Genomic DNA, 24,609 nt, shown 5'->3' with positions numbered 1-24,609 from the left:
ACGCTGCTGGTTTGCAGCATGTTGCTGGCAGTGATGGCGTGGTATCTGAATACGCGTCGGCGCTTATGTATGAGCGAAGAACATTTCCGCAATCTGGCGGAGGCTTCGTTTGAAGGGATTATTCTTTCACGCAATGGCGGCACCATCTGTGACTGTAATGAACGGGCCTCCGAGATGAGCGGATTCAGCCGTCAAGAGCTGTTGCAATGCTCGCTCTATGACCTGATCGCTGCTGAGTATCACGCAATGGTTCGTAGAGCTATCGATGACGGTTTTGATGGTCCCTATGAGATCGAAGGGATGCATGCAGATGGCAGCCGTTATCTACTGGAGGTGCGTGGCAAAACTTTTCAAAGTGGTGGACATACCATGCGTGCCTCAACATTGCGGGATGTTACAGCCCGTCGGGCAAAAGAGGCACAGCTACGCAAACTTTCGGCTGCGGTAGAGCATAGTCCAGCTTCAATAGTAATTACTGACCGGGACGGAGCCATTGAATATGTTAACCCGGCTTTCAGTCGATTGACCGGCTACAGTATGCAGGAGGCGCTGGGGAAAAATCCACGCATCCTGAAGGCAGGAGATCAGCCGGAAGAGTTTTATCTGGAGTTGTGGGAAACCTTGCTGCGAGGAGAAGAATGGCGCGGAGAGTTTCATAACAAGCGCAAGGATGGTTCCCTGTTTTGGGAAATGGCCTCTATCTCGCCTATTTTGAACGAAAAAGGAGAGATCCTCAGTTTTGTTGCCGTTAAGGAAAATATCACAGAACGGAAGGAGTTACGGGACCGGCTGGAGCAGATGGCGCAATTTGACATGCTGACCGGCCTACCCAACCGCAGGATGTTTCTGGATCGGTTGTCCCAGACCGTTGCAATTGCCCAGCGCAGTGAGCAGCGCTTTGCGCTCCTGTTTATTGATCTGGACGGGTTCAAACGGATCAATGATTCCTATGGCCATGAGGCTGGTGACCGGGTGCTTAAAACGGTTGCTGCCAGGTTGGCGGCCTGCATCAGGATCTCAGATACCGTAGGCAGGATCGGTGGAGACGAGTTTACTGTTCTGCTCGCAACCCTGTCCCACGACGAAGATGCCGGTCAGGTGGCCAGCAAGATTCTTGATGCATTGTGTCGGCCAATCACCCTGCCGGACGGGCAGCAGGATTCAATCGGTGCAAGCGTCGGTATCAGTGTCTTTCCTGATGATGCCCAGGATGGCGATAGTCTGCTGGCAACAGCAGACGACGCCATGTATAAGGTTAAGCGTAGCGGTAAGCACAGTTACTGTTTCTACCACAACTGTAAGCCGGTTGGCGTTGTGAGGGAAGATCTCTAGTCTTTCAGCTTTTTCAGCAACCAGGCCATGTTGTTGCCCAGGTCACGCATGGTCTTGATCCCTTCCTCATCACCATCCACATCGCCGATATTCCTGCCCACTCCGATGTTCCAATAGCTTGAGCTGACAATAATCATCTGACCAATGGTAAAGAAGTGGTTGATGGTGTCAAAGACATGGATGGCGCCTGCCCGACGTACCGAGACCACTGCCGCCCCAACCTTGCGTTTGTACATGTCACCATTGGCCCGTGAAACCATACCGCAGCGATCAATTAACGCCTTGGCCTCCGGCGTTATTGCGGCAAAGTAGGTGGGAGAGCCGATGATGATTGCGTCGGCAGCATCCATCTTTTCAATGCACTCGTTGGCGCAGTCATCGGTCACGGCGCAACGGCGATCCTTGCTGGCAAAACATTTGTAACAGGCGATACAGCCGTGGATCGGCCTGCCGGACAATTGCATCAACTCCGTCTCAATCCCCTCTTTTGCCAGCTCCTCAAAGGCGTAGTTGATCAGTTTGGCAGTGTTGCCATCCTTGCGGGCAGAGCCGTTAAATGCGATGACCTTCATGTGTAACCCCCAGATGTTTTTTTACGCAGAGACGCAGAGATACAGAGAAAAGCATATAAACCCAATTAAAAACGGCAGTTACTCACGCGGAGCCGCGAAGCTCGCGGAGAAAGTTAAGTAGTTACCTGAAACAGGGAACAACCTATACAGGCAAAAAAGTGACATGACGTAACCACACGATTCTACTCTTTGCGCCTCTGTGTCTTGCTTTCAAACTTTGCGTTAGAGCTTCTGTGCAATTCGTTTTAATAGCAGTGAGTTCAGCACCACTGATACCGATGAAAAGGCCATGGCAAGCCCGGCAAACTCGGCCTTCAGGAAGATGCCATAACCGACAAACAGACCTGCTGCCACCGGGATGCCGATCACATTGTAAAACAGCGCCCAGAACAGGTTCTGTTTCACCTTGGACAGGGTGGCTCGGCCAATCTTGATGGCCCGTACTGCATCCAACAGGTCATCCTTGATCAGCACGATATCGCCGGTTTCCTTGGCTACATCGGTACCACCGCCAATGGCGATGCCGACATCAGCAGCAGCCAGGGCAGGGGCGTCGTTGATGCCGTCACCGGCCATCCCCACTATCAGCCCCTTCTGTTGCCATTCCTTGACCAGTTCCTGCTTGCGGCCAGGCAGTACCTGGGCATCAAAGCTGTCTACGCCAGCCTGGGCAGCAACCGTGGCAGCCACTGCGGCATGGTCGCCGGTAATCATCACGGTGCGGATACCCAACTGCCTCAACTCTGCAACCGCCTGGCAGGAGGTGGGCTTGATGGTGTCACTGAAGGCGGCAATCCCCACTAATACCTGGTCTGCCGCAACATACATCAATGAATTGCCTTCTGCTGCCAGTTCTTCAGCTGCCTCTTCAAGGTGGGCGGTCTTTACCTTTTCTGCATCCATCAGGCGCTGGTTGCCGACTGCCAGTCGGATGCCGTTGTAGCTGCAGGTGACACCATGTCCTTCTAACTCGTGAAACTCCTTCACCTCGCCGGGGACGCAGCCCCGTTCTTTTGCTGCAGCCACGGCAGCCTGGGCCAGTGGATGGCTGGAGGATGCCTCGGCAGCTGCCAGACATTCCAGCAGCCGTTGTTCATCAACGCCAGGTGCGGTCACCAGATTGCTCATGGCCAGTTTGCCGCTGGTCAGGGTGCCGGTCTTGTCCAGCAGCATCACCTGCAGCTTGGCAATGGTCTCAAGGGCAGATCCCTTCTTAACTAGGATGCCGCGGGAAAGGGCAACCCCGCTACCCACCATGATGGCGGTGGGGGTGGCAAGGCCCATGGCGCAGGGACAGGCGATTACCACCACCGCAACGCCGAACTTGAAGGCCACCAGAAACGGGGCATGCAGCAGCCAGAACCAGCTGCCAAAGGTTACCAGTGCCAGGGTGATGACGGCTGGTACAAACCAGGCTGAGACTGCATCAGCAAAACGCTGGATCGGTGCCTTGTCCCCTTGGGCATCCCGGACCATCCTGACGATCTGGGCCAACAGGGTCTCTTCGCCAATCCGGGTGGCATTAACGATCAGGCGCCCGTTTTTGTTGATGGTGGCACCGGTGACCGTATCACCCACCTGTTTTGTAACCGGCAGTGATTCTCCGGTGACCATCGCCTCATCAACGCTGGATGCACCTTCCACCACCAGGCCATCCACCGGTATGGTTTCACCAGGTCGAACCGCCACCAGATCACCGATCCGGATCACCGAGGCCGGCACCTCTTTTTCTCCGTCAGCAGTAACCAGTCGGGCCTTGTCGGCCTGCAGATGCAGCAGCTTCTTTAGCGCCTCACCAGCCTTGCCCCGCGCCCGTGCCTCCAGATACTTGCCCAGGCGGATAAAGGTGATCAGCCAGGCCGAGGTCTCGAAAAAGACCTCATGGCTATCCCCCAGCAGACCAAAGAAGGCCAGCAGTGAGTAGCCCCAGGCAGCACTGGTACCCAAGGCCACCAGCAGATCCATGTTGCTGCTTTTGCTCTTCACGGCAGACCAGGCACCACGGTAAAAGGCCAGACCGGCGCTGAACTGGATAATGGTGGCCAGAACCAGGTTCATCCAGCCCACACTGCGCAGACCGTGCAGGGTCATGGTGGCCATGATCGGCAGAGACAGGGCCAGCGAGAACAGGAACCAGTTGCGTTGGCTGGTCAGTTCTCCTGCTTCCGCCTCTTCGCCCGCTTCCAGCTCAGCCGGGGTGTAACCGGCATCAATCACAATCCTGAAGATGGCCCCTTTGTCCAACAGGGCAGGATCAAAGCGGACAAAGCCGGTGGCTGCCACCAGATTGACCACGGCGGTGCTGATTCCCTGCTGCTCTCGCAGGATTTTTTCAAGGCGGGCTACGCAGTTGGCGCAATGCAGGCCGGTGATGGAAAAGGTCAGCTCCCCCGGCGGTTCCGGTTTCACCACGCCGTAGCCCAATGACTGGACTTTTTCCATGATGCTGTCAGCGCTGATAACGGTTTCATCAAACGAAGCAGTCAGCTGGGCAATGGCAAAATTGACAGTTGCGGATTCCACGCCAGTCAGCGTGCTGATCTCCCGCTCTACCCGCCCGGCGCAGTTGACGCAGGACATGCCGGTTATCTGCAAAGAAAGTGTGGTCATGGTTCATTTTCCGGGTTTGCAAAATCGCCCTTAAGCCAGTGTTGTGAGGCGATGAGCAGAGCGGCGGTGATCGGCAACGCCAGCAGGATGCCCCAGAACCCCATCAGTTCGCCAAAGGCCATTACCATGATGATGGTCAGGAGCGGGTTCAGGTTCATCGATTCCTTGAAGACCAGCGGCTTGACCAGATAGCCTTCCAGGAAATAGATGATGCCGAAGGCGATTAGTACCTTGATGATGATGGCGCCGGTGCCGTAGGTCAGCCAGGCAAACAACAGTGGCGGCAGCATGGCCAGAATCACCCCCACAAAGGGTAGAATACTGGCTGCCCCGGCAAAGATGCCGCAGAGAATCGGGTGGGGTATTCCCAGCCAGATCAGGGTCGGGATGGTGGCCAGGGCCACTACAATGGAGACCATTACCTGTCCCCGGATATACCCACCCACACTGCTGTCAATCTCTCTGCCGATCTGCAGAATCAGGTCGCGGCGGGCCTCCGGTATCCAGAGCGCCGTGGTTTCCATAATCTTCTGCTTGTAGTTAAGCATAAAGAAAACCAGGATTGGCGCCAGAATCAGGTTGAAGACGTTGAAGAACATACGGGTGGCAAAGCCGTAGGCCCAGATGCCTGCCTTTTCAGCCATGCTGTCAGCATTGCCGATCACGTTGTCCAGCAGCCAGGTGATCTCTTCTGAACCGTAACGGGTCGGCAGCGTGCTTTGCCAGCTTAGCAGCGCCTGTTTGATCTGTTGCAGCTGTTGGGGCAGGTTGTGCAGGAAACTGTCCCAGCTGATGGTCAGCATCGGCAGCAGGAAGGCCAGACTGAAGGTGGAGATAATCCCCAGCACCACATACAGCAGTGCAATGGCGTGAATCCGTTTGAGTAGCCTGTTTTCAAGACGAACCACCACCGGATCAAGCAGATAGGCGATCACAAAGGAGAGCAGGAAACAGGAGAGGGTGTGGCTTAAGGCATGACCAAGCCAGGCAATGGCAGCAACCGTCAGTATGCCTGCAATCAGCCTGATCTGGCTGATTGGGTGCTGGTTTTTAAAGGTTTCCAGCGGAGACATGTAAGACTCCTTTAGTGGACTGCGCTCAGGGAGGTGCTCAGGGAAAACAGCTCGTTTTCCTCCAGCCAGTGCTTGACGCGGTTGCTCAGGAAGGTGTCACGCAGTTCTGACAGTTGCAGCTCTTCTTCCGGGAAGAACGACAGAATGTCAGCGGTTTTGGCATAGGGGGGGCGCCCGGAAAGGGCATGATCCAGCAGACCGCGCAGTTCCAGGTTGGCCTGTTTTTCAAGAAAACCGTTGATAAGTGTGCGCTCTGCAGCCGTATCCAGAACAGGGATCTCCAAAAAACGCCCCTGTTGCTGTTCAATCTGGTCCCAGAAATCATCCTCGCTGTCTGATCGGACAGAGAAGATCTCACCGGTCATCCGATCAAAAAAATAGACCCGGTCCTGCTCCATATTTGAGAACGCCCTCAGGAGATCATCCCAGGCTATGGCTACGCTGTGTATCATGAAAAGTACTCCCTGTTTTTCTAGCAGTTGACAGCCAGCCCCGGCAACGGCACAATCTGCCCACTATGCGTACTATCTTTCTTGCCGACGCCCACCTGCATCACCCGGATGACGCCAACTACCGTCTGCTACTTCGTTTTATTCAGTCTCTGCAGGGTACCGCGGATACGCTTTGTATCCTGGGCGACCTGTTTGATTTCAGGGTTGGTCTACCCGCGCTGGCCTTTGATGAACAGGAACCTTTGCTAAAGGCCCTTGAACAGCTGCATGCTGCCGGTACCCGTCTGATCTGGCTGGAAGGGAATCACGACTTCCAGCTTGGCGCTGATCTGGCTGCACGGCTGGGGGCCGAGATCTACCCAGGGCCGGTGCTGCTTGAGTTACAGGGCAAACAGGTCTTTCTTTGCCATGGCGATCTGATTAACAAGGCTGACTGGCGCTATCGGCTGCTCTATCGAACCTTGCGTAGCCGTGTAACCCTGCAGATCGGTCGTATGCTCCCTGCGTCAGCGGTGCAGGGGCTGCGCAGCAGGCTGCAGCGTTCCAGCAAGGGGCGTTACCATAAAGATCGGAAGCGCTGGGATTATAGTAGCATGATCCGCAGCTATGCAGCATCAATTCATGCACAGGGGGCTGATGCCCTGGTGCTGGGGCATTTCCATCAGCCGTTTATCGATCAACAGCAGGACTTTAGCCTGGTTTCACTGGGAGACTGGATCTCCCACTACTCCTATGCCGAGCTGGTTGACGGCAGCTTCCGTCTGCTTACTTACCCTGCCTGAAAAACTCTGCCAAGGCCTGTTCCCCCAGCTGTGAGGCCTTGATCTTCCACTTGTCACCGTTAATCACCAGTGCCACCAGTGCAATGCGAGGCTGGTCCGCTGGCGCATAGGCGGCAAACCAGGAATAGTGGCCTTTGGGATTATCTCCATCAATCGAGCCGGTCTTGGCTGCAATCTTCATATCGCTGGTCAGCCTGCGGCCTTCAGGGCTGTGGAACGCCTTGCGTGACGTGCCGCTGGTAACTGTGGTCAGCAGCATACGGGTCAGGTTGTCGGCGGCCTCAGGGCTGATAACCTTTGCCAGCTCACGGGTGGCCGGTACCTTCAGCTCCTTGCCGTTACGGGTTGCCTGATCAACCAGCCGCGGGGCCATCATCCTGCCCCGGTTGGCTATGGCTGCGGTGATGGCAGCGGCATGTATCGGTGAAACCTGCAGGCCGTGATCCAGCCCGCAACCCTGCAGGCGCAGATCATTGCTGGTCTCTACCGCCGGGGCAGGACTGGGAACCGCAGGAACACCGGGCAACAGCAGTGGACGGTTAAAACCAAAGTTGTTGCAGGTCTGCTTAAGTCTCTCCTTGCCCAGCAGGTCACTGGCAATCCTGCCGTAGATCGGATTGACCGATTTTCCCATCGCCTCTGTCACATCCATTTTGTTGTTACGGCCTTTGGGGCTGGGGTCCCAGTTCTTCGGGGTCTCAGAAACCAGACGCCCCCGGAACTCCAGTACGGTGGTCGGGTTAATCTTGTTATTTTCCAAAGCTGAAGCAGCCGTCACCATCTTGAACAGTGAGGCCATCGGATAGACCTGATAGGCCGCATTTTGCTGCCAGTTCTGATCAACGGTTGAGTAACCAGCCAGGGACAGCACCCTGCCGGTGGCCGGTTCAACCGCAACAAAGATCGCGTAGGGGGGGCGGGTCTGCTCCAGATAGCCCTGGACCCGCTGCTGCAGCGCCGGGTTGATTGAAAGCTTCAGTGACGTACCATCAGGGGCGGTCGCTGTCAGAGTTTCTCCCGAGCTAACAGCGGCAGGAAGCAGGCCGCTGGCAATGGCAAACAGATCATCCCCCAAAGAGATCGGTTGGGCCTTCAGTTCTATCTGGCTGCGGGTATCCTGCCAGACAGATACCGCCTGGGCAGCTTTGCGAACCAGCATAACCGTCAGGGGGATGAACAGAAGTGCCACAGCCGTACCGAGAGCGGCGCTTTGCCAGTGGCGTTGAAAAAAGTTCTTTTTGCGTCGGGTCAGATGTTTGAAATCTTGCATCTAAAAACTATATGACAATTGTAGATTGAGTGTCAATCGGAGTCAGGCTCATCCAGGTGCTATTCCGAGTAATTTTGTAGCAGAATATATTTTGCTGTGCCGATTGTGCTCCCGTCGATCTCTGGTATAAGTTTCAGATTGTTGATCTTTTTTAAAATTATGGGCAGTAACGAGAGGAAGCTATCACCATGAACCTGCAGCAACCTGGTATTATTTTGATGTTATGCTGCTTTTGCTTTGTGCCGTTTTCCTCTGCGGCCACCATTCAACTGCCGGTTACCGGACAGGTCATCTGTTACAATTCATCAGATGCGGTCATTGACTGTGCTGAAACCGGGCAGGATGGTGCTGTTCAGGCAGGGGTTGCCTGGCCTGTACCCCGCTTTACTGACAATAGTATCGCAAACCCGGAGAACCTGTCAGTCACTGACAACCTGACCGGGCTGATCTGGGCGCAAAATGGTAAGCTTGCCGGAGATACGGTTACCTGGCAGGCAGCTCTCACCTACATCAAAACCCTTAACACCAACCTCTATCTGGGACACAATGACTGGCGTCTGCCAAACCGGAACGAGCTTGAAAGCCTTGTCAATAAACAGGTGACGGATCAAAACGTCTGGTTAAATTCACAAGGTTTTAAGAATATTCAATCAAACCACTACTGGACCTCAAGTTCTGATCTCGATAGCACCTATGCTGGAGGTCTCGCCTGGGAAGTATATATGTGGCAAGGCTATGTAACACGCGATGACAAGACGCATTATCATTATTTTCTACCGGTCCGTTCGGATGGGGCTGGCACCGTAAGCCTGCCGGTGACCGGTCAGACATTGTGCTATGGAGACAGCGGGGCAGAACGGTCATGCACCGGCACTGGTGAAGATGCTGAAACACAAATCGGGCTTGCCTGGCCCAGCCCCCGCTTTACGGATAACAGCTCTGTAACACCGACAGATCTGTCGATGACCGACAACCTGACCGGGCTGATCTGGACAAAAAGCGGGAATCCTGCAGGGGTGACAAAAACCTGGCTGGAGGCTCTGGATTACATCAAAACCCTCAATACCGATGGCTATCTTGGACATACCGATTGGCGTCTGCCAAACCGTAATGAGCTCCAAAGTCTGATTAACGTGCAGTATGAAAGCCAGGCTGGTTGGTTGCAGATGCAGGGCTTCAACAATGTTGCCGAAAACGAATACTGGTCATCCAGCACCGGTGTTCAAACTAACAACAATTACGTACTCGCGTGGGAAGTAGACATGAGGTACGGTCTTGTATTTGGTAGTACTAAATCACACTTGTTCCGTGTCTGGCCTGTTCGATCAGCCCAGGTTATACCGATGTCGCAACTAAGCGTGACCGTAGCCAATTCCGGCGTTGGCAGCGGCGGAACGGTTACCAGTAATCCCCAGGGGACAAATCCTGCTGGTATTTCCTGTACCTCTGGGCCTTGTACAACCAGCTTTCCTGCAACGACAAATGTTACGCTTACGCAGGCAGCCAATGCCGCTTCTGTTTTTGGCGGGTGGGGCGGTGCTTGCAGTGGCAGCGGGGCCTGTGGTTTCGGCATGGCCGCAGACAAAACCGTAACTGCCAGTTTTGTGCTTGCGCCGGTGGCTAAAAATCAGACCCGTACTCTTTTCTACACCAGCCTTGCCACTGCAGTTTCAGTTGGAGAAGCTCAAGAACAGAATGAAATCAGACTGCTGGGGATTCAACTGGATGGGGCTGTTACCCTGAATCAGAGTCTGACCCTGAAAGGTGGCTGGTATGGCACCTACCAGACCACTAGCGGTCTGCCTACGGTGCTGAATGGTAACCTGACCGTGCAGGGTGGTGATTCAAGCCTTGAAAAAACGGATGTTAAGGGCGTTTTGACCATCCAGGGCGGTAGTCTGCGGGTGAACAACGTCACCGTGTTGCCTTAATTTCCTCAAAAGCTTGTTTGAATAGTACGAAATCATTGATCTATAGTGCCAACGTTATGAACCACCGAATCATACATCTGCTACTGCTGCTCTCCGTTGTGGCACTGCTCTGCCTCTGCAGCGGCTGTCGCGTCAGTGATGATCCGCTGCCCCGTGCCCGGCAGGGGGTCGTTGATCTTTCTGCGCTTGATCTGCAGCAGGCTGATCCGATCCGTCTGGACGGGGACTGGGAGTTCTACTGGAAACAGCTGTTAACCCCCGCTGATTTTAAAGCCGGTCAGCCACCTCAAACGCCGGGCTATCTTGCGCTTCCTGCAGCCTGGAACGATACGCTGAGTAACGGGAGAAAACGTGAAAGTGCAGGCTACGCCACCTTCCGGTTGCGGATACTGCCCGGCCCGGCCCGACAGGAACTGACGCTTCAGCTTGGTGAGCTGTATTCTGCCTATCGGCTCTGGGTAAACGGTCGCTTGTGTGTTGAAAACGGGGTAATCGGGAAAAACAGCACCGCAGAGATACCGGCCCAAGCCATCCGGCAAACCCGTCTGCAACTTGATGGTCAACCGCTTGAGCTGTTGCTGCAGGTGTCCAACTACCATCATCGCAGCGGAGGCGTTGTTGGCCCGATCAGGCTGGGGGCAACGGAAAAGCTGGAATCAGCGCAGCTGAAACAATGGGCTCTGGCTCTGCTCTGCATCGGCAGCCTGTTGGTGATGGGGTTCTACCACATCGGTCTGTACGGTATCAGGAAGAAGGACCGTGCCCCGCTCTATTTCGGCATTTACAGCCTGCTGTGGGCAGGCAGTTCGCTTACTTCAAACGCTACGGACTGGGCTGTAAACCTGCTGGTGGCCCATTATCCGCCCTGGTTTATCAACCGCTTTGACCTGATCTGTTTTGTGCTGTCGCTGCCGGTTGGCTACAGCTTCTTCCGCACCCTGTATCCCGCTGAATTTTCCCGTCGTCTGCAGCAGATCACCCTGTTTGTGGCCCTGGTTGCTACTGTTTTGGGGCTGATCCTGCCCACCATGGCATTTACCACCATTGTCCCGGCGTTCTACCTGTTTGCCATGGCCATGATCCTCTACTGTCTGGTCATGCTGTTGCGTGCTATGCGTACCGGCAGGGAAGCCGCCGTGTTGATTCTGGCTGGTTTTCTGGTGATGGGGGCAACCGGTATCAATGACATGCTCTATGACCTGCAGCTGATTCAGTCCGTCTATCTGATTCATATCGGCATGTTTATCTTTATCTTCTTCCAGGCAATCGCCCTTTCGTTCCGTTTTTCCCGCTCCTTTTATGCCGTTGAGCAGCTTTCCGGTGAGCTTTTTGATAAAAACCGGACACTGGAAGATGAAATGGCGGAGCGGACCCGGTTGGAGCGGGAGATAGTCAACATCAGCGAAGAAGAGCGCCGTCGTATCAGCCACCAGCTGCATGACGGGCTTTGTCAGCTCTTGACCGGGACCCGGCTGCATTTTTCCTCGCTCAGGCGGCAGCTGTCCGATGTTGACCGCCAGAAGCCGGAAGTGGCGGAAGTATCATCCCTGCTGGAAGAATCGGTTAACCATGCCTATGACCTTTCCCGTGGGCTCTGGCCGGTGGAGCATGATTGCAACGCGCTGAGCCCTTCACTGGAAGAGCTGACCCGTCGTATGGCCGAGGCCAGTGGTATTCTGATTGAGTTTCGCCAGCAGCGCACCTGCCAGGCCTGTACAAACAAAGGGGTGACCCAGCTCTACCGCATCGCCCAGGAGGCGCTGACCAACGCGGTCAAGCATGCCAGGGCCAGCCGGATTGTTGTGGAACTTGCCTGCCTGAATCAGGGACAGCTGACCTTGACGGTTCAGGATAATGGTGTTGGCAGAGATCAGGCCAAACGGACCAGAGGCGGTTTGGGGATGGGGATCATGGCCCATCGCGCCCGTCTGATCAACGGCAACCTGACGGTGACTGATGCAGCAGGCGGGGGGACTCTGGTCAGCTGCATCATCCCCTGTGATCTGCAGACAACGGAGGGCTGTGCCCCATGACTGATAACGTGCAAGCCGGCACCATTTTTCTGATCGATGACCACCCTGCGGTGCGGAAAGGTCTGAAACTGTTGCTCCAGGAATCGCACCGTATCTGCGGCGAGGCCGACAGCACTGCAGAGGCGCTTGCACTGATTGATCAATCCGGCGCAGAGATCGCCTTTCTGGATCTTTCCCTGGGTGATGAGAGTGGTCTGGATCTTATCCCGGTTATTGGCGCCCTTGGTATCAGTGTGCTGATCTACTCCATGCATGAGGATGCCGATACCATTCAGAAGGCCCGAAGTGCAGGCGCCCGTGGCTATGTCTCCAAACGGGAACCGGAAGATATCCTGCTGGTGGCGGTAACAGAACTGCTGGCAGACAGAGCTTACTTAAGCCCCCGCATTACCCAGGCGCTGCTAGCCAACCCTGCTGCCACGCCGTTGCCCAGGCCGGAAGCCCTGCTCAGTGAACGGGAACAACAACTATTAGCCATGCTGGGCCAGGGGGATGGCCTTCAGGATATGGCCGCTGATTTTGGAATAAGTGTCCGTACCGTAGAAACTTACTGTAACCGGATCATTACCAAATTGAGTCTTGAAGGGATGAAAGAACTCAGGCGTTTTGCCATCAAAAATCACCGCCAGTAACTCCTTCCTAATAATCAATTTCCTCTCCTGTTTTTTTAGTAATGTCCGGGGTTTCACGGACAGACACGCTTCTCCTGTTGCGGTATACAGAGTAACTGGAATCATTTCATTACCTGGAGAACCGTGTGGCCCGTCTGTTTTTAATTGATCATCATCCTGCCGTACGTCAGGGGCTGACCCTGCTGCTGCAACAGGCCCACACCATCTGTGGCGAGGCCGGTAGCAGTGCAGAAGCCGCTGAACAGCTAAAGGAATCCGGCGCTGATCTGGTTTTGCTGGATCTTGCACTTGGTGCCGAAAGCGGGCTGGGGCTGATAGCAGCGGCGCGTCAGCTTGGTATTAGTGTGCTGGTTTACTCCATGCGTGAAGATGCAGACTCCATCTCCGGGGCCTTTGCTGCCGGAGCCACTGGCTATGTTACCAAGTGTGAAGCCGATGAAGTTCTGCTTGCCGCATTAGCGGATCTTCTGGCTGGCAAGCGCCACCTTAGTCCGCAAGCTGCCCAGAGTCTGGCAAACCGGACCCTGGCTACCTGCAAAAATAACCAGATCTGATATTCATGGATTTTTATAAACCTCAGCTGAGGAGGCTACTATGATGCGACAATTCAAACTAATGCTGGTGCTGCTGTTTTCAATGCTTCTGCTGTGTAGCAGCTCTGCCTGGTCGCTGGACCGTTTTGTTGATCTGAATGACGGCACCATGCTGGATACGTTCAACAACCTGCGCTGGCTGAAAAATGCCAACTGTTTTGAGCGGCAAAACTGGGATGCAGCTATGTCGTCCACAGCTGGCCTGGCAGCCCCTGCCTGCGGCTTAAGCGATGGATCTGCTGCCGGTGACTGGCACCTGCCCACCATTGACGAGCTGAATACCCTGGTTGCTGCCCCAGCCAAATACCGCTACGACACCCTCAATACCGCCGGGTTTAGTAATGTCCAGGCTTACACCTACTGGTCTTCCAGTACCTACACGAGCAACGCAGGCTTCGCCTTGTCCGTGGACATGAGAACCGGCTACATGAACATCGACGGTAAGACCAACGTCGACTACGTGTGGCCCGTTCGTGCCGGACAGCATTGGTCATTGGACCCTTTGGTTATTTTGGGGGCTGTTGATTTTGGAACGGTATCTGTAGGCACTACATCCTCCGGCCATCCGTTTACCCTGAAAAACAGCGGCGCAAGTTCGTTGTCGGTTACTTCAATCGCCTTAAACGGCCCTGATTCCGGCCAGTTTACCCTTGCCGCTGGTGGCACAAACCCCTGCAGCAGCCTTACCTCGCTCACCCTGAACGGCGGTGCAAGCTGTACCGTGCTGGTCAGCGCCAAACCAGCAATTTCCGGCAGCAAAAGCGCCAACCTGACGGTAAGCTCAGGCGGCTCAAGTCTGAACGTCCCGTTGACCGCCACTGGTTCAGCACCTCTGTCCGTAACCTACAGCGGCAACGGTAACAGCAGCGGCAGCGTGCCGACTGACAGTACCGCGTATGCCACCGGCCAGAGCGTCACGGTCTTGGATAACAGCGGTGCGCTGGCAAAGAGCGGCTACATCTTTAACGGCTGGAACACGGCTGCTGACGGCAGCGGCACCGGCTATCAGCCCGGCGCAACCTTTACCATATCGGCGGACACTGTCCTGTATGCCAGGTGGACTGTCCCCATTGCGCCACCATCAGGTCTGATATCCTGGTGGCGAGGTGAAGGAGCTGTTGTTGACTCGGTCGGGGGTAATACCGGTACGTCTCACCTTGGTACCGGCATTGTCACAGCCACTGCGGCGGAAAACGCAACGGCCACCGCAACCTGTAACAGCGGCGAAATCATAGTGTCATACAGTTCAATCTACGGTGCTGGTTCACAAACGATAAGTTGCGGTAGTTGTACCTTCGGAGCCAACAGTTGCTCTGTCACCTATAGCAACGCCAACTGCACCGATCCGGCCATCGGAACGGCCAAGAGCGGTACTTTGAGCCTGACCTGTACGGTGTCCACCGGCGCTTTTCCCACCGGCAAGGTGGGTCAAGCCATAAGGTTTAACGGTAGCAGCGAGTATGTAACCCAGGACAAAACCTACAAAGGGATCGCCTCCAGCAGTGCCAACAGTTCCTTCACCATGGAGTTCTGGGCCAAACCGACAGCAACCATCACCAATCTGGCCGCATCCCAGACCACCAGTGGGTATGCGGGTGCGTCAGGCCAGCGCTATGCCATCTTTCCGGAAATGCAGGGTAGTACAACCGAGGCTGGTGCAGGTGTCTCCGTTGGCACCAACGGCATCATGGTCACTGAACATGCCGGTGACTATCTGCCTGCGCCGCTGGTGTATCCTCTGGTTGACGGGGATATGCCCTCTGATGGCTGGCTGCATATCGCTGTAGTCTACGAGAGCCAGACCCCCAAGCTGTATGTCAACGGCGTACTGAAACAGACCGGCCTGAACAGCGGCAGAACCGTCTACCCATCCAGCCAGTTTGGCGGCACATCATATGGTTTTTACAGCGGCTTGCTGGATGAGCTGCATATCTTCAACCGTGCCCTGACCGTCACGGAAATTCAGAGCATCTACAATGCCGGACCAGCCGGTCTGGCACTTGTTCCAACCGTCACCGGAATCTCGCCCTCCAGCGGTCCGGCTTTCGGCGGAACCATCGTCACCATCACCGGCAGCAACCTGACCGGCGCAACTGCAGTGATGTTCGGCAGTACGGCTGCCACCGGCTTTACGGTTAACTCTGATAGCCAGATAACCGCTGTAGCGCCTGCCGGTTCCACTGGAACTGTTGATATCACCGTCACCACCCCCGGCGGCATCAGTGCCACCAGCAGCGCAGACCAGTTTACCTATCTCGTGTCGGCACCAACCGCCACCACACTTGCAGCCAGTTCTGTCACCGGAACTACTGCTACCCTGAACGGCAGGATAAGTGCCAATAACTCTGATACAACAGTCACCTTTGAGTACGGCACCAGTTCATCGTATGGCAGTACTGCTGTTGCGTCTCCCAATCTGGTCAGTGGCGACCTGAATACACCGGTCAGTGCAGTCATTGAAGGTATCAATAAAGGCACGACCTATCATTATCGAGTTAAGGGGGCCAGTACTGGCGGCATACGTTACGGTGATGATATGACCTTTACTACTCCTGGATGCACACTCCTGAATGATGGCGGTTTTGAAGCGGGAACGCCTAATCCATACTGGACTGAGGCATCCACAAATTTTGGTACGCCGTTGTGTACCTTTGGAACTTGCGGTGGTCCGTCGGGCGCCGTCCGAACGGGAAACTGGTGGGTATGGTTCGGGGGGATAAGAGAAGCTGATGAAATTGGTTCTATGACACAATCGGTACTGATACCAGCCAATTCGTTGCCGCGGCTCAATTTCTATCTCTATAATCCAGCTATCGGTAGTGATAACACAGATTTTCTCAAGGTGTTTGTTGATGGTAACGAAGTTTTCGGTATGCTGGCAGGGAATCCCGCCTATACCGGCGGCTATACCCTGGTAGACCTGGACCTTTCCTCCTATGCCGACGGGATGTGTCACACCCTCAGCTTTCAGTCTACGACCCACGTTTCATCATCGAATCTAACAAATATATTCGTGGATGATGTTGCCATTCCCCATTGCTCTTCTACGGTCAGGATCGATGCTGTGCCCTCAGTTTCACTGCAACAGGCCATGAATGATGCCGGTAGCCTCAGTGTGATCAGTGCCACTGCCCATGTTTTTACGGGAGATCTGCTGTTTTCCCAGCCTGGTCGGGTTACCTTCAAGGGGGGGTATGATTGCAGCTTTTTACAAAATTCCGGATATACGACAATAGGCGGAAAATTGGCGATAAGCGGGGCAGGAACACTGGTGGTGGAGAAGATGATTATCAAGTGATGCGGTCTGCATCAGACCGCAGATGTATGTGCTGTGGCTTTTGCAGGAACCCCGTGCATGACAAGATAAACGGTTTTGGCCCCCCATCAAAAAGACGTGAGTAACTGCCGTTTTCAGGTTTACAGGATACATATTCTTCAGGGAGTTTAGGTATGCGACAATTGAAGCTGATGCTGATGGTACTATTTTCAACGCTGCTTTTCTGCAGTCAGGCCTGGTCACTGGATCGTTTTGTGGATCTGAACGACGGCACCATGTTGGATACGGCCAGCAGCCTGCTACGATTGAAAAATGCCGGTTGTTACTATAATAATAACTGGGAAAAATCTACGTTATTATCCGCTGCACTCGCATCAGGTGTCTGCGGTTTGACGGATGGTTCGGTGGCCGGGAACTGGCGCCTGCCAACCTTGGATGAATTACGTGCGGTTACTTACGCCGGTTACCGTGAAGATTCGCTTGTTGCAGCAGGATTTACAAATCCCTGGGGTTACTTCCATTCTTCCACTATTGACGCTTCTACTGGTAACGCCTGGAGTGTGAGTATGGAGAGCGGTTGGGAGAGCAGCAACGGTGGCGCGGGTAGAGCCTGGGCTGTTCGTCCTGTGCTGTATTGGTCGGTAGACCCCTATATTATGTTGGGAAACGGTAATTTTGGTAGCATATCAGTTAACTCTGTTTCAACAGGCCATCAGATTATCCTGAAAAATAGCGCCAGCAGTTCGGTTTTGACCTCTTTGGCAATCTCCATGAATGGCAGTGATGCCGATCAGTTTGTCCTGGCGCTAGGTGGAACAACCCCCTGTAGTAGCCTTACATCATTTACCTTGGTAGCCGGTACAAGCTGTACTGTGCTGGTCAGTGCCAAGCCAACAACTGTCGGCAGCAAGAGCGCCAACTTGGTCGTTACTGCTAATAGCCAGAGCATGATTGCTCCGCTATCGGTTACTGGGGTTATACCAGTTACTTACAACAGCAACGGCAGTACCGCAGGCGTAGTACCGACTGATAGCCAGGAATATCTTGCAGGTGCAACCGTCACCGTACTTGATAACAGCGGCGGGTTGGCAAAGACCGGTTATCTCTTTAACGGTTGGAACACGGCTGCTGATGGTAGCGGCACCAACTACCAGCCCGGCGCTACCTTCAGCTATGCCGGGCCTGTTACGCTCTATGCCAAGTGGTCTGTGCCCACAGCACCGCCAAACGGTCTGGTCAGTTGGTGGCGTGGAGAAGGCAACGCTACCGACACCCAGGGGAGAAACAACGGCACATTACAGGGCGGCGCTACCTATATCCCCGGATTGGTGGGGCAAGCCTTCAATTTTGACAACGCCACAGCCCAGTATGTCAGCGTACCTTCCTCTTCATTCCTGAATATCTATGGCACCCATTCCGTCTCCTTCTGGGTCAAGCTCACCACGCTGCCTCCTGCCAGTAAAGCGTACTATGTGGTCAGTAAGTGGACCAATGCGGCAGAACATAAGCAGATCAACATCAACGCCGACGGAAAGGTTTTCTACTATCTGTTTGGCACGACCGCCGGTTCCGGTGTCTCCTCAACCGCTGCCCTGCAAACCGGCGTCTGGACCCACGTGGCTGCAACCTATGACGGCGCAAATATGAAGATCTATATCAATGGGGCGCTAAGTGCCAGTACACCTGCCAATAATGACGTTGGTGACAGCAACGGCACCTTGTATCTGGGCAACAATCCTTTGATCGCAGCCAGCTATTCCGGTGCGAATTTCAACGGGCAGCTTGATGAGCTGGGCTGGTTCAACAGCACCCTGTCCGCCTCAGAGATAGCAAACATCTACAATGCCGGCAGCGCCGGTTGGGCTTTGCCCCGCTTTATTGACCTGAACGATGGTACCATGCTGGATACCAGCAGCAGCCTGCGCTGGCTGAAGAATGCCAGTTGTTTGGGGAAGCAGAAATGGGATGCGGCTATCTCCACAGCAGCCGGTCTGGCAGCGCCTGCGCCTGCATGTAGCCTGACGGATGGATCGGTGGCAGGTGACTGGCACCTGCCAACCATTGAAGAGCTGCAAACCCTGGTTGCGCCCCCGGACAACTACCGTTATGACACACTCAATGCAGCAGGCTTTGCTGATGTTCAGGCTTACTGGTATTGGTCCTCCAGTCCCTACACGACCCCCAGTCCCTACATAGATATCTCAAATTTTGCCTGGGACGTAAAATTGACCGACGGCAACTCGTATTTCGACGGCAAGTTCAATGCTAGCTATGTTTGGCCCGTTCGAGGCGGACAGTATTGGACACTGGATTCTTTGATTGTTTCAGGAGGTGCTGATTTCGGGAGTGTGCCTGTCGGTTCCACATCATCCGGCCATTCATTTATCCTGAAAAACAGCTCGGCAAGCTCACCGTTGATCAGTTCCGTTACCCTGAGTGGCACTGATGCCAGCCAGTTTGCAGTGGCTACTGGAGGAGCCAACCCTTGCAGCAGCCTTACCTCGCTTACCCTGGCTGGTGGTGCAAGCTGCACCGTGCTGGTCAGCGCCAAACCAACAACCATCAGCAGCAAAAGCGCCAACCTGACCGCTACTGTAGGTGGATTGAGTATAAACGTCCCGTTGACCGCCACTGGCGCAGCGCTGTCAGTCACCTATAACGGCAATGGCAACAGCAGCGGCAGTGTGCCGGTTGACAGCACCGGCTATGCCCTGAACGCCACAGCCACGGTTCTGGATAACAGCGGCGGGTTGGCAAAGAGCGGCTACGCCTTTAACGGCTGGAACACAGCTGCTGATGGTAACGGCACCAGTTACCAGCCCGGTGCAACCTTCAGCATTGCCGCACCAACCACGCTGTATGCCAGATGGGTAGCCCCCATTGCGCCGCCGTCAGGGCTGGTCTCCTGGTGGCGCGGGGAAGGGAACGGGCTGGATGCCCTGGGAGCAAACAACGGCACGCTTCACAGTGCCTCAAGTTTTGCCTTTGCAACGGGCAAGGTCGGTCAGGCTTTCAGCTTCAGCGGGGCAACAACGGAGTACGTTGATGCGCCCAATAGCGCTTCTCTTAATTTCGGCACCAACGACTTTGCCATCGCCACCTGGATCAAGACAACGCTTCCCTCCGCCGCATATACCTGGAAACGTCTGGTCACCAAACGGGGAACCAGCGGTAACTGGTATTCGCTGACACTCAACGGCCCTGTTGCCGGTGCAGTAACCTTTGAAATAGCCGCCGGTGTCAGCATGTCGTCCAGTGTTGCCGTGAATGACGGGAAATGGCACCATATTGCCGTCAGCAGAGACCCGGCAGGTACGCCCCGGAACTACCGTCTCTACATTGACGGCGTTGAGAACAGTTCCATGACCGATGACGGGTGGAATCTGGACAACAGCGCCCCGCTTGAGATGGGCAAATGGTTTACTGAATCCAATGGTGGCATTTACTCCGGCCTGATGGATGAACTGCAGATCTTTAACCGATCCCTGAGCGCTGTTGAAATCCTGAGTATCTATAGTGCCGGACCAGCCGGGCTGGCACTTGTCCCAACCGTCACCAACATCTCACCATCCAGCGGCTTTGCTTCTGGCGGTACCACCGTCACCATTACCGGTACTAACCTGATCGGCGCAACTGCCGTCAAATTTGACGCAACGGATGCTGCCGGTTTCTCTGCTGGTTCCGACACCCAGATTACCGCCACCTCACCAGCCGGTCTGGTTGGCCAGACCGTGGATATCACCGTCACCACACCGGGCGGCACCAGCGCCACCAGCTCTTTTGACCAGTTCAGCTACACCCTGCAGTATCAGGCCCAAAATCATAGTACCAATCCCTACACCCCCTACAGCACCCTTGCAGGGGCGATCTCTGCTGCATCAACATCAATTGTTGAGGATATCCGGGCTTATGGTGGTCAGTTTGACGGCGACTTTACTCTTGGCACCTCGCTTAACCTGTACGGTGGTTATGATGAGATGTTTAACGTTAAGGGCAGCCTGCCCACCACCCTGAACGGTAGCCTGACGGTGGACGGCGGCACTGCCAAGGTGGACAGCGTAACCGTCAAAGGCGTTTTGAACATCAAGAACGGTAGTCTGCAGGCAAGCGGGGTGGTGGTACAGTAACAGATACAAAAAACTGAAAAAAGCAGTTGCCATAGAGGATTACAAGAAAAGACGGCAAAGTAAAGAGGTCGCTGTTAGATCTCTATATTGTTTTCCTCCGCGAGCTTCGCGGCTTCGCGTGAGTACCTGCCGTTTTCAGGTTTACAGGATACATATTCTTCAAGGAGTTTGGGTATGCGACAAGGTAAATTGATGGTGCTGGTGCTGTTTACATTTCTGTTGGTATGCAATTCCGCCCTGGCGGACCGTTTCGTAAACCTGAATGACGGCACGGTACTGGATGCCACAACCAACCTGCGCTGGTTGAGGGACGCCAACTGCTACAGCAGCTACAATGGGGGCGGTGATCTTTGGGATAACGATGTCAATAAGGCAAATAGCCTGGCGACGGGGAGTTGCGGATTGACCGATGGCTCGGCTGCCGGCGACTGGCACCTGCCGACCTTTGATGAACTCTATTCCTTGATCGCCCTCCCGGACAACTATAGAGCTACAAATCTCATTAACGCCGGGTTTACCAATGTGGGGGCGGGGTACTGGACGTCCACTCCCAATGCCAATGATGCCAGCGAGGCATGGATTATCAACATCGGCAATGGATCCTCAGGAACCTGCGGCAAGGAAAACTGTTATATGCGCACCTGGCCTGTCCGCAATGAGCAGTACTGGATTCAAGGTTCTTTAGTGATCGGCGGGAAAACAGGCTTCGGAAATCAATTGTTAAACAGTACGTCCACCGGCGCGTTAACATTGATAAATACAGGTTCCAACCCGCTTGCAATAACAGGTATTACCATCAGCGGCAGCAATGCGGACCAGTTCAGTCTGGCTCTTGACGCTCCGGACGCCTGTTCAAGTCTGACTCCCTCTCTGGCAGCAAGCGCCAAGTGTACTGTCACTGTAAAGGCCACACCCACATCGTCGGGTAGTAAAACTGCCACCCTTACCCTCGCCACGGCCAGCGGCACCAAAGATCTCCCCCTGACCGTTACCGGTTATGCGTTTACTGTCACCTATGCCGGTAATGGCCAGACGTCCGGTTCGGCGCCACATGACAGTACCAATTACGCCTCCGGCGCAACGGTTACGGTTTTGGGCAATAGCGGAGCCCTTGGAAAAACCGGTTACAATTTTAACGGCTGGAACAGCAACACAGATGGCAGCGGTACCAATTATAATGTCGGCAGTGCATTTACCATCACCTCAAGCGTAAATCTTTACGCGAAGTGGACTGCCGCCATGATTGTTCCCTCCGGGCTTGTCAGCTGGTGGCGGGCTGAAAACGATGTGCAGGATCTGGTCTCGCAAAACAATGGTGTCGCCACCGGAGTTACCTACGCCGCAGGCGAGGTTGGTTCGGCTTTCAGCTTTAATGGTACAACCGACAACATTACTCAGGGGAGAACCCACAAAGGGATCGCCTCCAGCAGCGCAAGCAGTTCCTTTACCATGGAGTTCTGGGCCAAACCAACAGCAACCATCACCAATCTGGCCGCATCCCAGACCACCAGTGGGTATGCCGGTACATCAGGCCAACGCTATGCCATCTTTCCGGAAATGCAGGATAGTACAACAGAGGCTGGTGCAGGTGTATCCGTTGGCACCAACGGCATCATGGTCACTGAACATGCCGGTGATTATCTGCCGGCGCCGTTGGTGTATCCTCTGGCTGACGGAGAGATTCCCACCAATGGCTGGCTGCATATTGCCGTGGTTTATGAAAACCAGATCCCCAAGCTGTATATCAACGGTGTGCTAAAACAGACCGGCCTGAGCAGCGGCAGAACGGTCTACCCCTCCAGCCAGTTTGGCGGAAATTCCTATGGTTTTTATGCCGGGCTGCTGGATGAGCTGCATATCTTTAACCGCGCTTTGACGGTAACGGAAATTCAAAGTATCTACAGCGTTGGAAGTGCCGGCTTTAGTACGGCCAGGATCAATCAGGTTATCACCTTTGGCGAAGCGCCAACCATCGCTGTTGGTGGCAATGGTATGGTCAATGTCACTTCCAGTTCCGGTCTTCCGGTAACACTCAGTTCACTCACTCCGGCAATCTGTACCATCAACAGCACGGTAGTCAGCGGTATCGGCCAGGGAACCTGCACCATCGCCGCCAACCAACCGGCCCTGGGTATTTACAATCAAGCGACCCAGACCACCCAAAGCTTCACCATTTTTGCTGCCATTGCTCCAACCTTGACCACGACAGCCGCAACTGCCATTACAACGACCAGTGCAACTCTGAATGCTACGGTTAATGCCAACTACAGCAGTGATACGGTCAGCTTTGAATATGGCACAACAACAGCGTATGGCAACACGGCAACTATCAGCCAGAGTCCGGTCAGCGGCGGTACCGATGTTTCTGTCAGCGCGGCCATAAGCAACCTGGAGTTTAATAAAACCTATCACTATCGTATCAAAGCGGTTAATGGAGTAACCGGAACGACCTATGGCAATGACATGGCCTTCACCACTTCTATCAGGCGCTTTGTTGATCTGGCTGATGGCACCATGCTGGATACAGCCAATAGTCTGCGCTGGCTGAAAAAGGCCAATTGTCTGGGGAGCGCAACTTTTTCGGAAAGCAATACCAAGTCTGCGGCACTGGCCTCAGGCGCATGCGAACTGGTCGATGGATCCGTAGCAGGTGATTGGCACGCGCCGACCAAGACAGAGCTGGAATCTCTGGTTGCCGCCCCGGACAGTTACCGGTACGCTACCCTTAACTCAGCCGGTTTTAGTGGAGTTTCGGGATCACTGTATTGGACATCTACTGACTATGGTAACGGCAGCGTAGGTTTCTACTATATTGTCAATATGTACAGCGGTGGGACGATTGTAGATTATGACAAGAACTATTTACTCTGGCCGGTACGCACCGGCACGTTCGTCTATTCCGGCCTGACCGCCTCACCGGCAGCCATTGATTTCGGCAGCCAGCCAATTAATGCACCCGTCAGCCGGAACATCACCATCAGTAACAGTGGTGGATACGGCAATCTGGTGGTCAGCAGCATTACATCCGGCGGCAGCGATAGCTCCCGGTTCTCTGTCGGTAGCGGTACCTGCGGAGCCGCACCCATAACCCTGGCTCCGGGGGCGAGCTGTACGGTCTCGGTTATATTCACCCCTGCAACTCTTGGAGCAAAAAACGCAACCTTGAACATCGCTTCCAATGGAACGACAACAGCAACCCGGAACATCACCCTGAACGGTACCGGGGTGGCACCAACCTGGCCATTGACCGTCAGCGTGTCAGGCAGCGGTAGCGGCACGGTTACCAGTGATGCGGACCACGCGGGAATCGGTTGCCCAGCCATGTGCCAGGCATCATTTGCCAGCGGAGCCGTGGTTACCCTTAGCCAGTATCCTTCCTCAATTTCCACCTTTGGCGGCTGGAGTGGTGCCTGCAGCAGCGACCCGTGCGTTGTGACCATGGATGCTGCGAAAAATGTAACCGCATCCTTTGTCCTTGCCCCGCTTGCAATCAATAAAACCTACAACAACAAGGCCTACCAGACGCTTGTCGATGCACTGACCGATCTGGCCAGATCAGCGGTAAGTGGTGATGAACTGTTGTTGTTGGGTACGTCCTATGATAGTGCCGTTTCTCTGAATAAAGGCTACATCCTGAACGGTGGCTGGAGCGCCACCTATCAGACCAAGAGTGACCTGCCCACTACGCTGAACAATGGTTTGACGGTGACCAGCGGCGCTTCAACTGCCAACACTCTTGAGGTAAGGGGACAGCTGCTTCTTCAGAACGGCAGCCTGAAGGTGAACGGGGTGGTGGTGAAGTAGCAGATACAAAAAACTGGAAAAAGCAGTTGCCACAGAGCAACTGTGTTCTCTGTCAAGTAGTAACATTTAGTTAGCCATAGCTGGCTTCCACTTTTGACTGGTTTTAATCATGGCGTTTAAA

Annotated in this window: 14 protein-coding genes; 9 read left to right on the top strand and 5 right to left on the bottom strand. The window is 54.5% G+C overall.

All coding sequences use genetic code 11. The features are described from left to right. The first annotated feature begins 69 nt into the window (after nucleotides 1-69). Nucleotides 70-1,332: a sensor domain-containing protein gene (locus B5D39_RS08405; protein WP_161947454.1), complete on the top strand. Its 1,263-nt coding sequence runs from the start codon at nucleotides 70-72 to the stop codon at nucleotides 1,330-1,332. Here the strand turns inward: B5D39_RS08405 and B5D39_RS08400 are convergent. From B5D39_RS08400 to B5D39_RS08385, 4 genes are all read right to left on the bottom strand, one after another. Then, on the bottom strand, nucleotides 1,329-1,904 hold the full coding sequence (locus B5D39_RS08400; RefSeq protein ID WP_078790023.1) for a flavodoxin family protein: 576 nt from the start codon (nucleotides 1,902-1,904) through the stop codon (nucleotides 1,329-1,331). The genes B5D39_RS08405 and B5D39_RS08400 overlap by 4 nt on opposite strands. A 222-nt stretch (nucleotides 1,905-2,126) precedes the next feature. Beyond that, nucleotides 2,127-4,514, bottom strand: a complete 2,388-nt coding sequence (locus B5D39_RS08395; RefSeq protein WP_078790022.1) for a heavy metal translocating P-type ATPase — start codon at nucleotides 4,512-4,514, stop codon at nucleotides 2,127-2,129. Further along, nucleotides 4,511-5,587 carry an AI-2E family transporter gene (locus tag B5D39_RS08390; RefSeq protein WP_078790021.1) on the bottom strand — a complete coding sequence of 359 codons (1,077 nt, stop codon included), beginning with the start codon at nucleotides 5,585-5,587 and terminating at the stop codon, nucleotides 4,511-4,513. The genes B5D39_RS08395 and B5D39_RS08390 overlap by 4 nt, the downstream gene beginning before the upstream one ends. Before the next feature lie 11 nt (nucleotides 5,588-5,598). After that, complete coding sequence (locus B5D39_RS08385; RefSeq protein ID WP_078790020.1) at nucleotides 5,599-6,039, bottom strand: UPF0158 family protein; 441 nt, start codon at nucleotides 6,037-6,039, stop codon at nucleotides 5,599-5,601. 65 nt (nucleotides 6,040-6,104) lie between these two features. On the opposite strand from B5D39_RS08385, the gene B5D39_RS08380 reads away from it, so the two are divergent. Next, nucleotides 6,105-6,821, top strand: coding sequence for a UDP-2,3-diacylglucosamine diphosphatase (locus B5D39_RS08380; RefSeq protein ID WP_078790019.1), 717 nt, complete (start codon nucleotides 6,105-6,107; stop codon nucleotides 6,819-6,821). Here B5D39_RS08380 and B5D39_RS08375 read toward each other — a convergent pair. Continuing rightward, nucleotides 6,805-8,091 (bottom strand): penicillin-binding transpeptidase domain-containing protein, encoded by a 1,287-nt coding sequence (locus B5D39_RS08375; RefSeq protein WP_078790018.1) that lies wholly within the window; start codon nucleotides 8,089-8,091, stop codon nucleotides 6,805-6,807. The genes B5D39_RS08380 and B5D39_RS08375 overlap by 17 nt on opposite strands. 188 nt (nucleotides 8,092-8,279) lie before the next feature. Between B5D39_RS08375 and B5D39_RS08370 the strand changes: the two genes are divergently transcribed. The 7 genes from B5D39_RS08370 to B5D39_RS08340 all read left to right on the top strand — a co-directional run bounded on the left by B5D39_RS08370 (nucleotide 8,280) and on the right by B5D39_RS08340 (nucleotide 24,488). Then, nucleotides 8,280-10,022: an Lcl C-terminal domain-containing protein gene (locus B5D39_RS08370; RefSeq protein ID WP_078790017.1), complete on the top strand. Its 1,743-nt coding sequence runs from the start codon at nucleotides 8,280-8,282 to the stop codon at nucleotides 10,020-10,022. A 56-nt stretch (nucleotides 10,023-10,078) separates the two neighbouring features. Next, a complete protein-coding gene (locus tag B5D39_RS08365; protein ID WP_078790016.1) occupies nucleotides 10,079-12,055 on the top strand; it encodes a sensor histidine kinase in 1,977 nt (658 codons plus the stop codon). After that, the gene (locus B5D39_RS08360) at nucleotides 12,052-12,687 is read left to right on the top strand and encodes a response regulator transcription factor (protein ID WP_078790015.1); all 636 of its coding nucleotides are present in this window, start codon (nucleotides 12,052-12,054) and stop codon (nucleotides 12,685-12,687) included. Before B5D39_RS08365 ends, B5D39_RS08360 begins: the two co-directional genes overlap by 4 nt. A gap of 125 nt (nucleotides 12,688-12,812) precedes the next feature. After that, complete coding sequence (locus tag B5D39_RS08355; protein ID WP_244161378.1) at nucleotides 12,813-13,241, top strand: response regulator; 429 nt, start codon at nucleotides 12,813-12,815, stop codon at nucleotides 13,239-13,241. A gap of 40 nt (nucleotides 13,242-13,281) precedes the next feature. After that, on the top strand, nucleotides 13,282-16,578 hold the full coding sequence (locus tag B5D39_RS08350; protein ID WP_078790013.1) for an Lcl domain-containing protein: 3,297 nt from the start codon (nucleotides 13,282-13,284) through the stop codon (nucleotides 16,576-16,578). Between the two features lie 152 nt (nucleotides 16,579-16,730). Next, nucleotides 16,731-20,684, top strand: a complete 3,954-nt coding sequence (locus tag B5D39_RS08345) for a LamG-like jellyroll fold domain-containing protein (protein WP_078790012.1) — start codon at nucleotides 16,731-16,733, stop codon at nucleotides 20,682-20,684. 174 nt (nucleotides 20,685-20,858) lie between these two features. After that, a complete protein-coding gene (locus B5D39_RS08340; protein ID WP_078790011.1) occupies nucleotides 20,859-24,488 on the top strand; it encodes a choice-of-anchor D domain-containing protein in 3,630 nt (1,209 codons plus the stop codon). The last annotated feature ends 121 nt before the right edge of the window (nucleotides 24,489-24,609 follow it).

The organism is Trichlorobacter thiogenes (assembly GCF_900167465.1).
Classification (GTDB): Bacteria; Desulfobacterota; Desulfuromonadia; order Geobacterales; family Pseudopelobacteraceae; genus Trichlorobacter; species Trichlorobacter thiogenes.
Note: the sequence above shows the minus strand (reverse complement) of the source record. Positions and strands in the feature narration are given on the sequence as shown.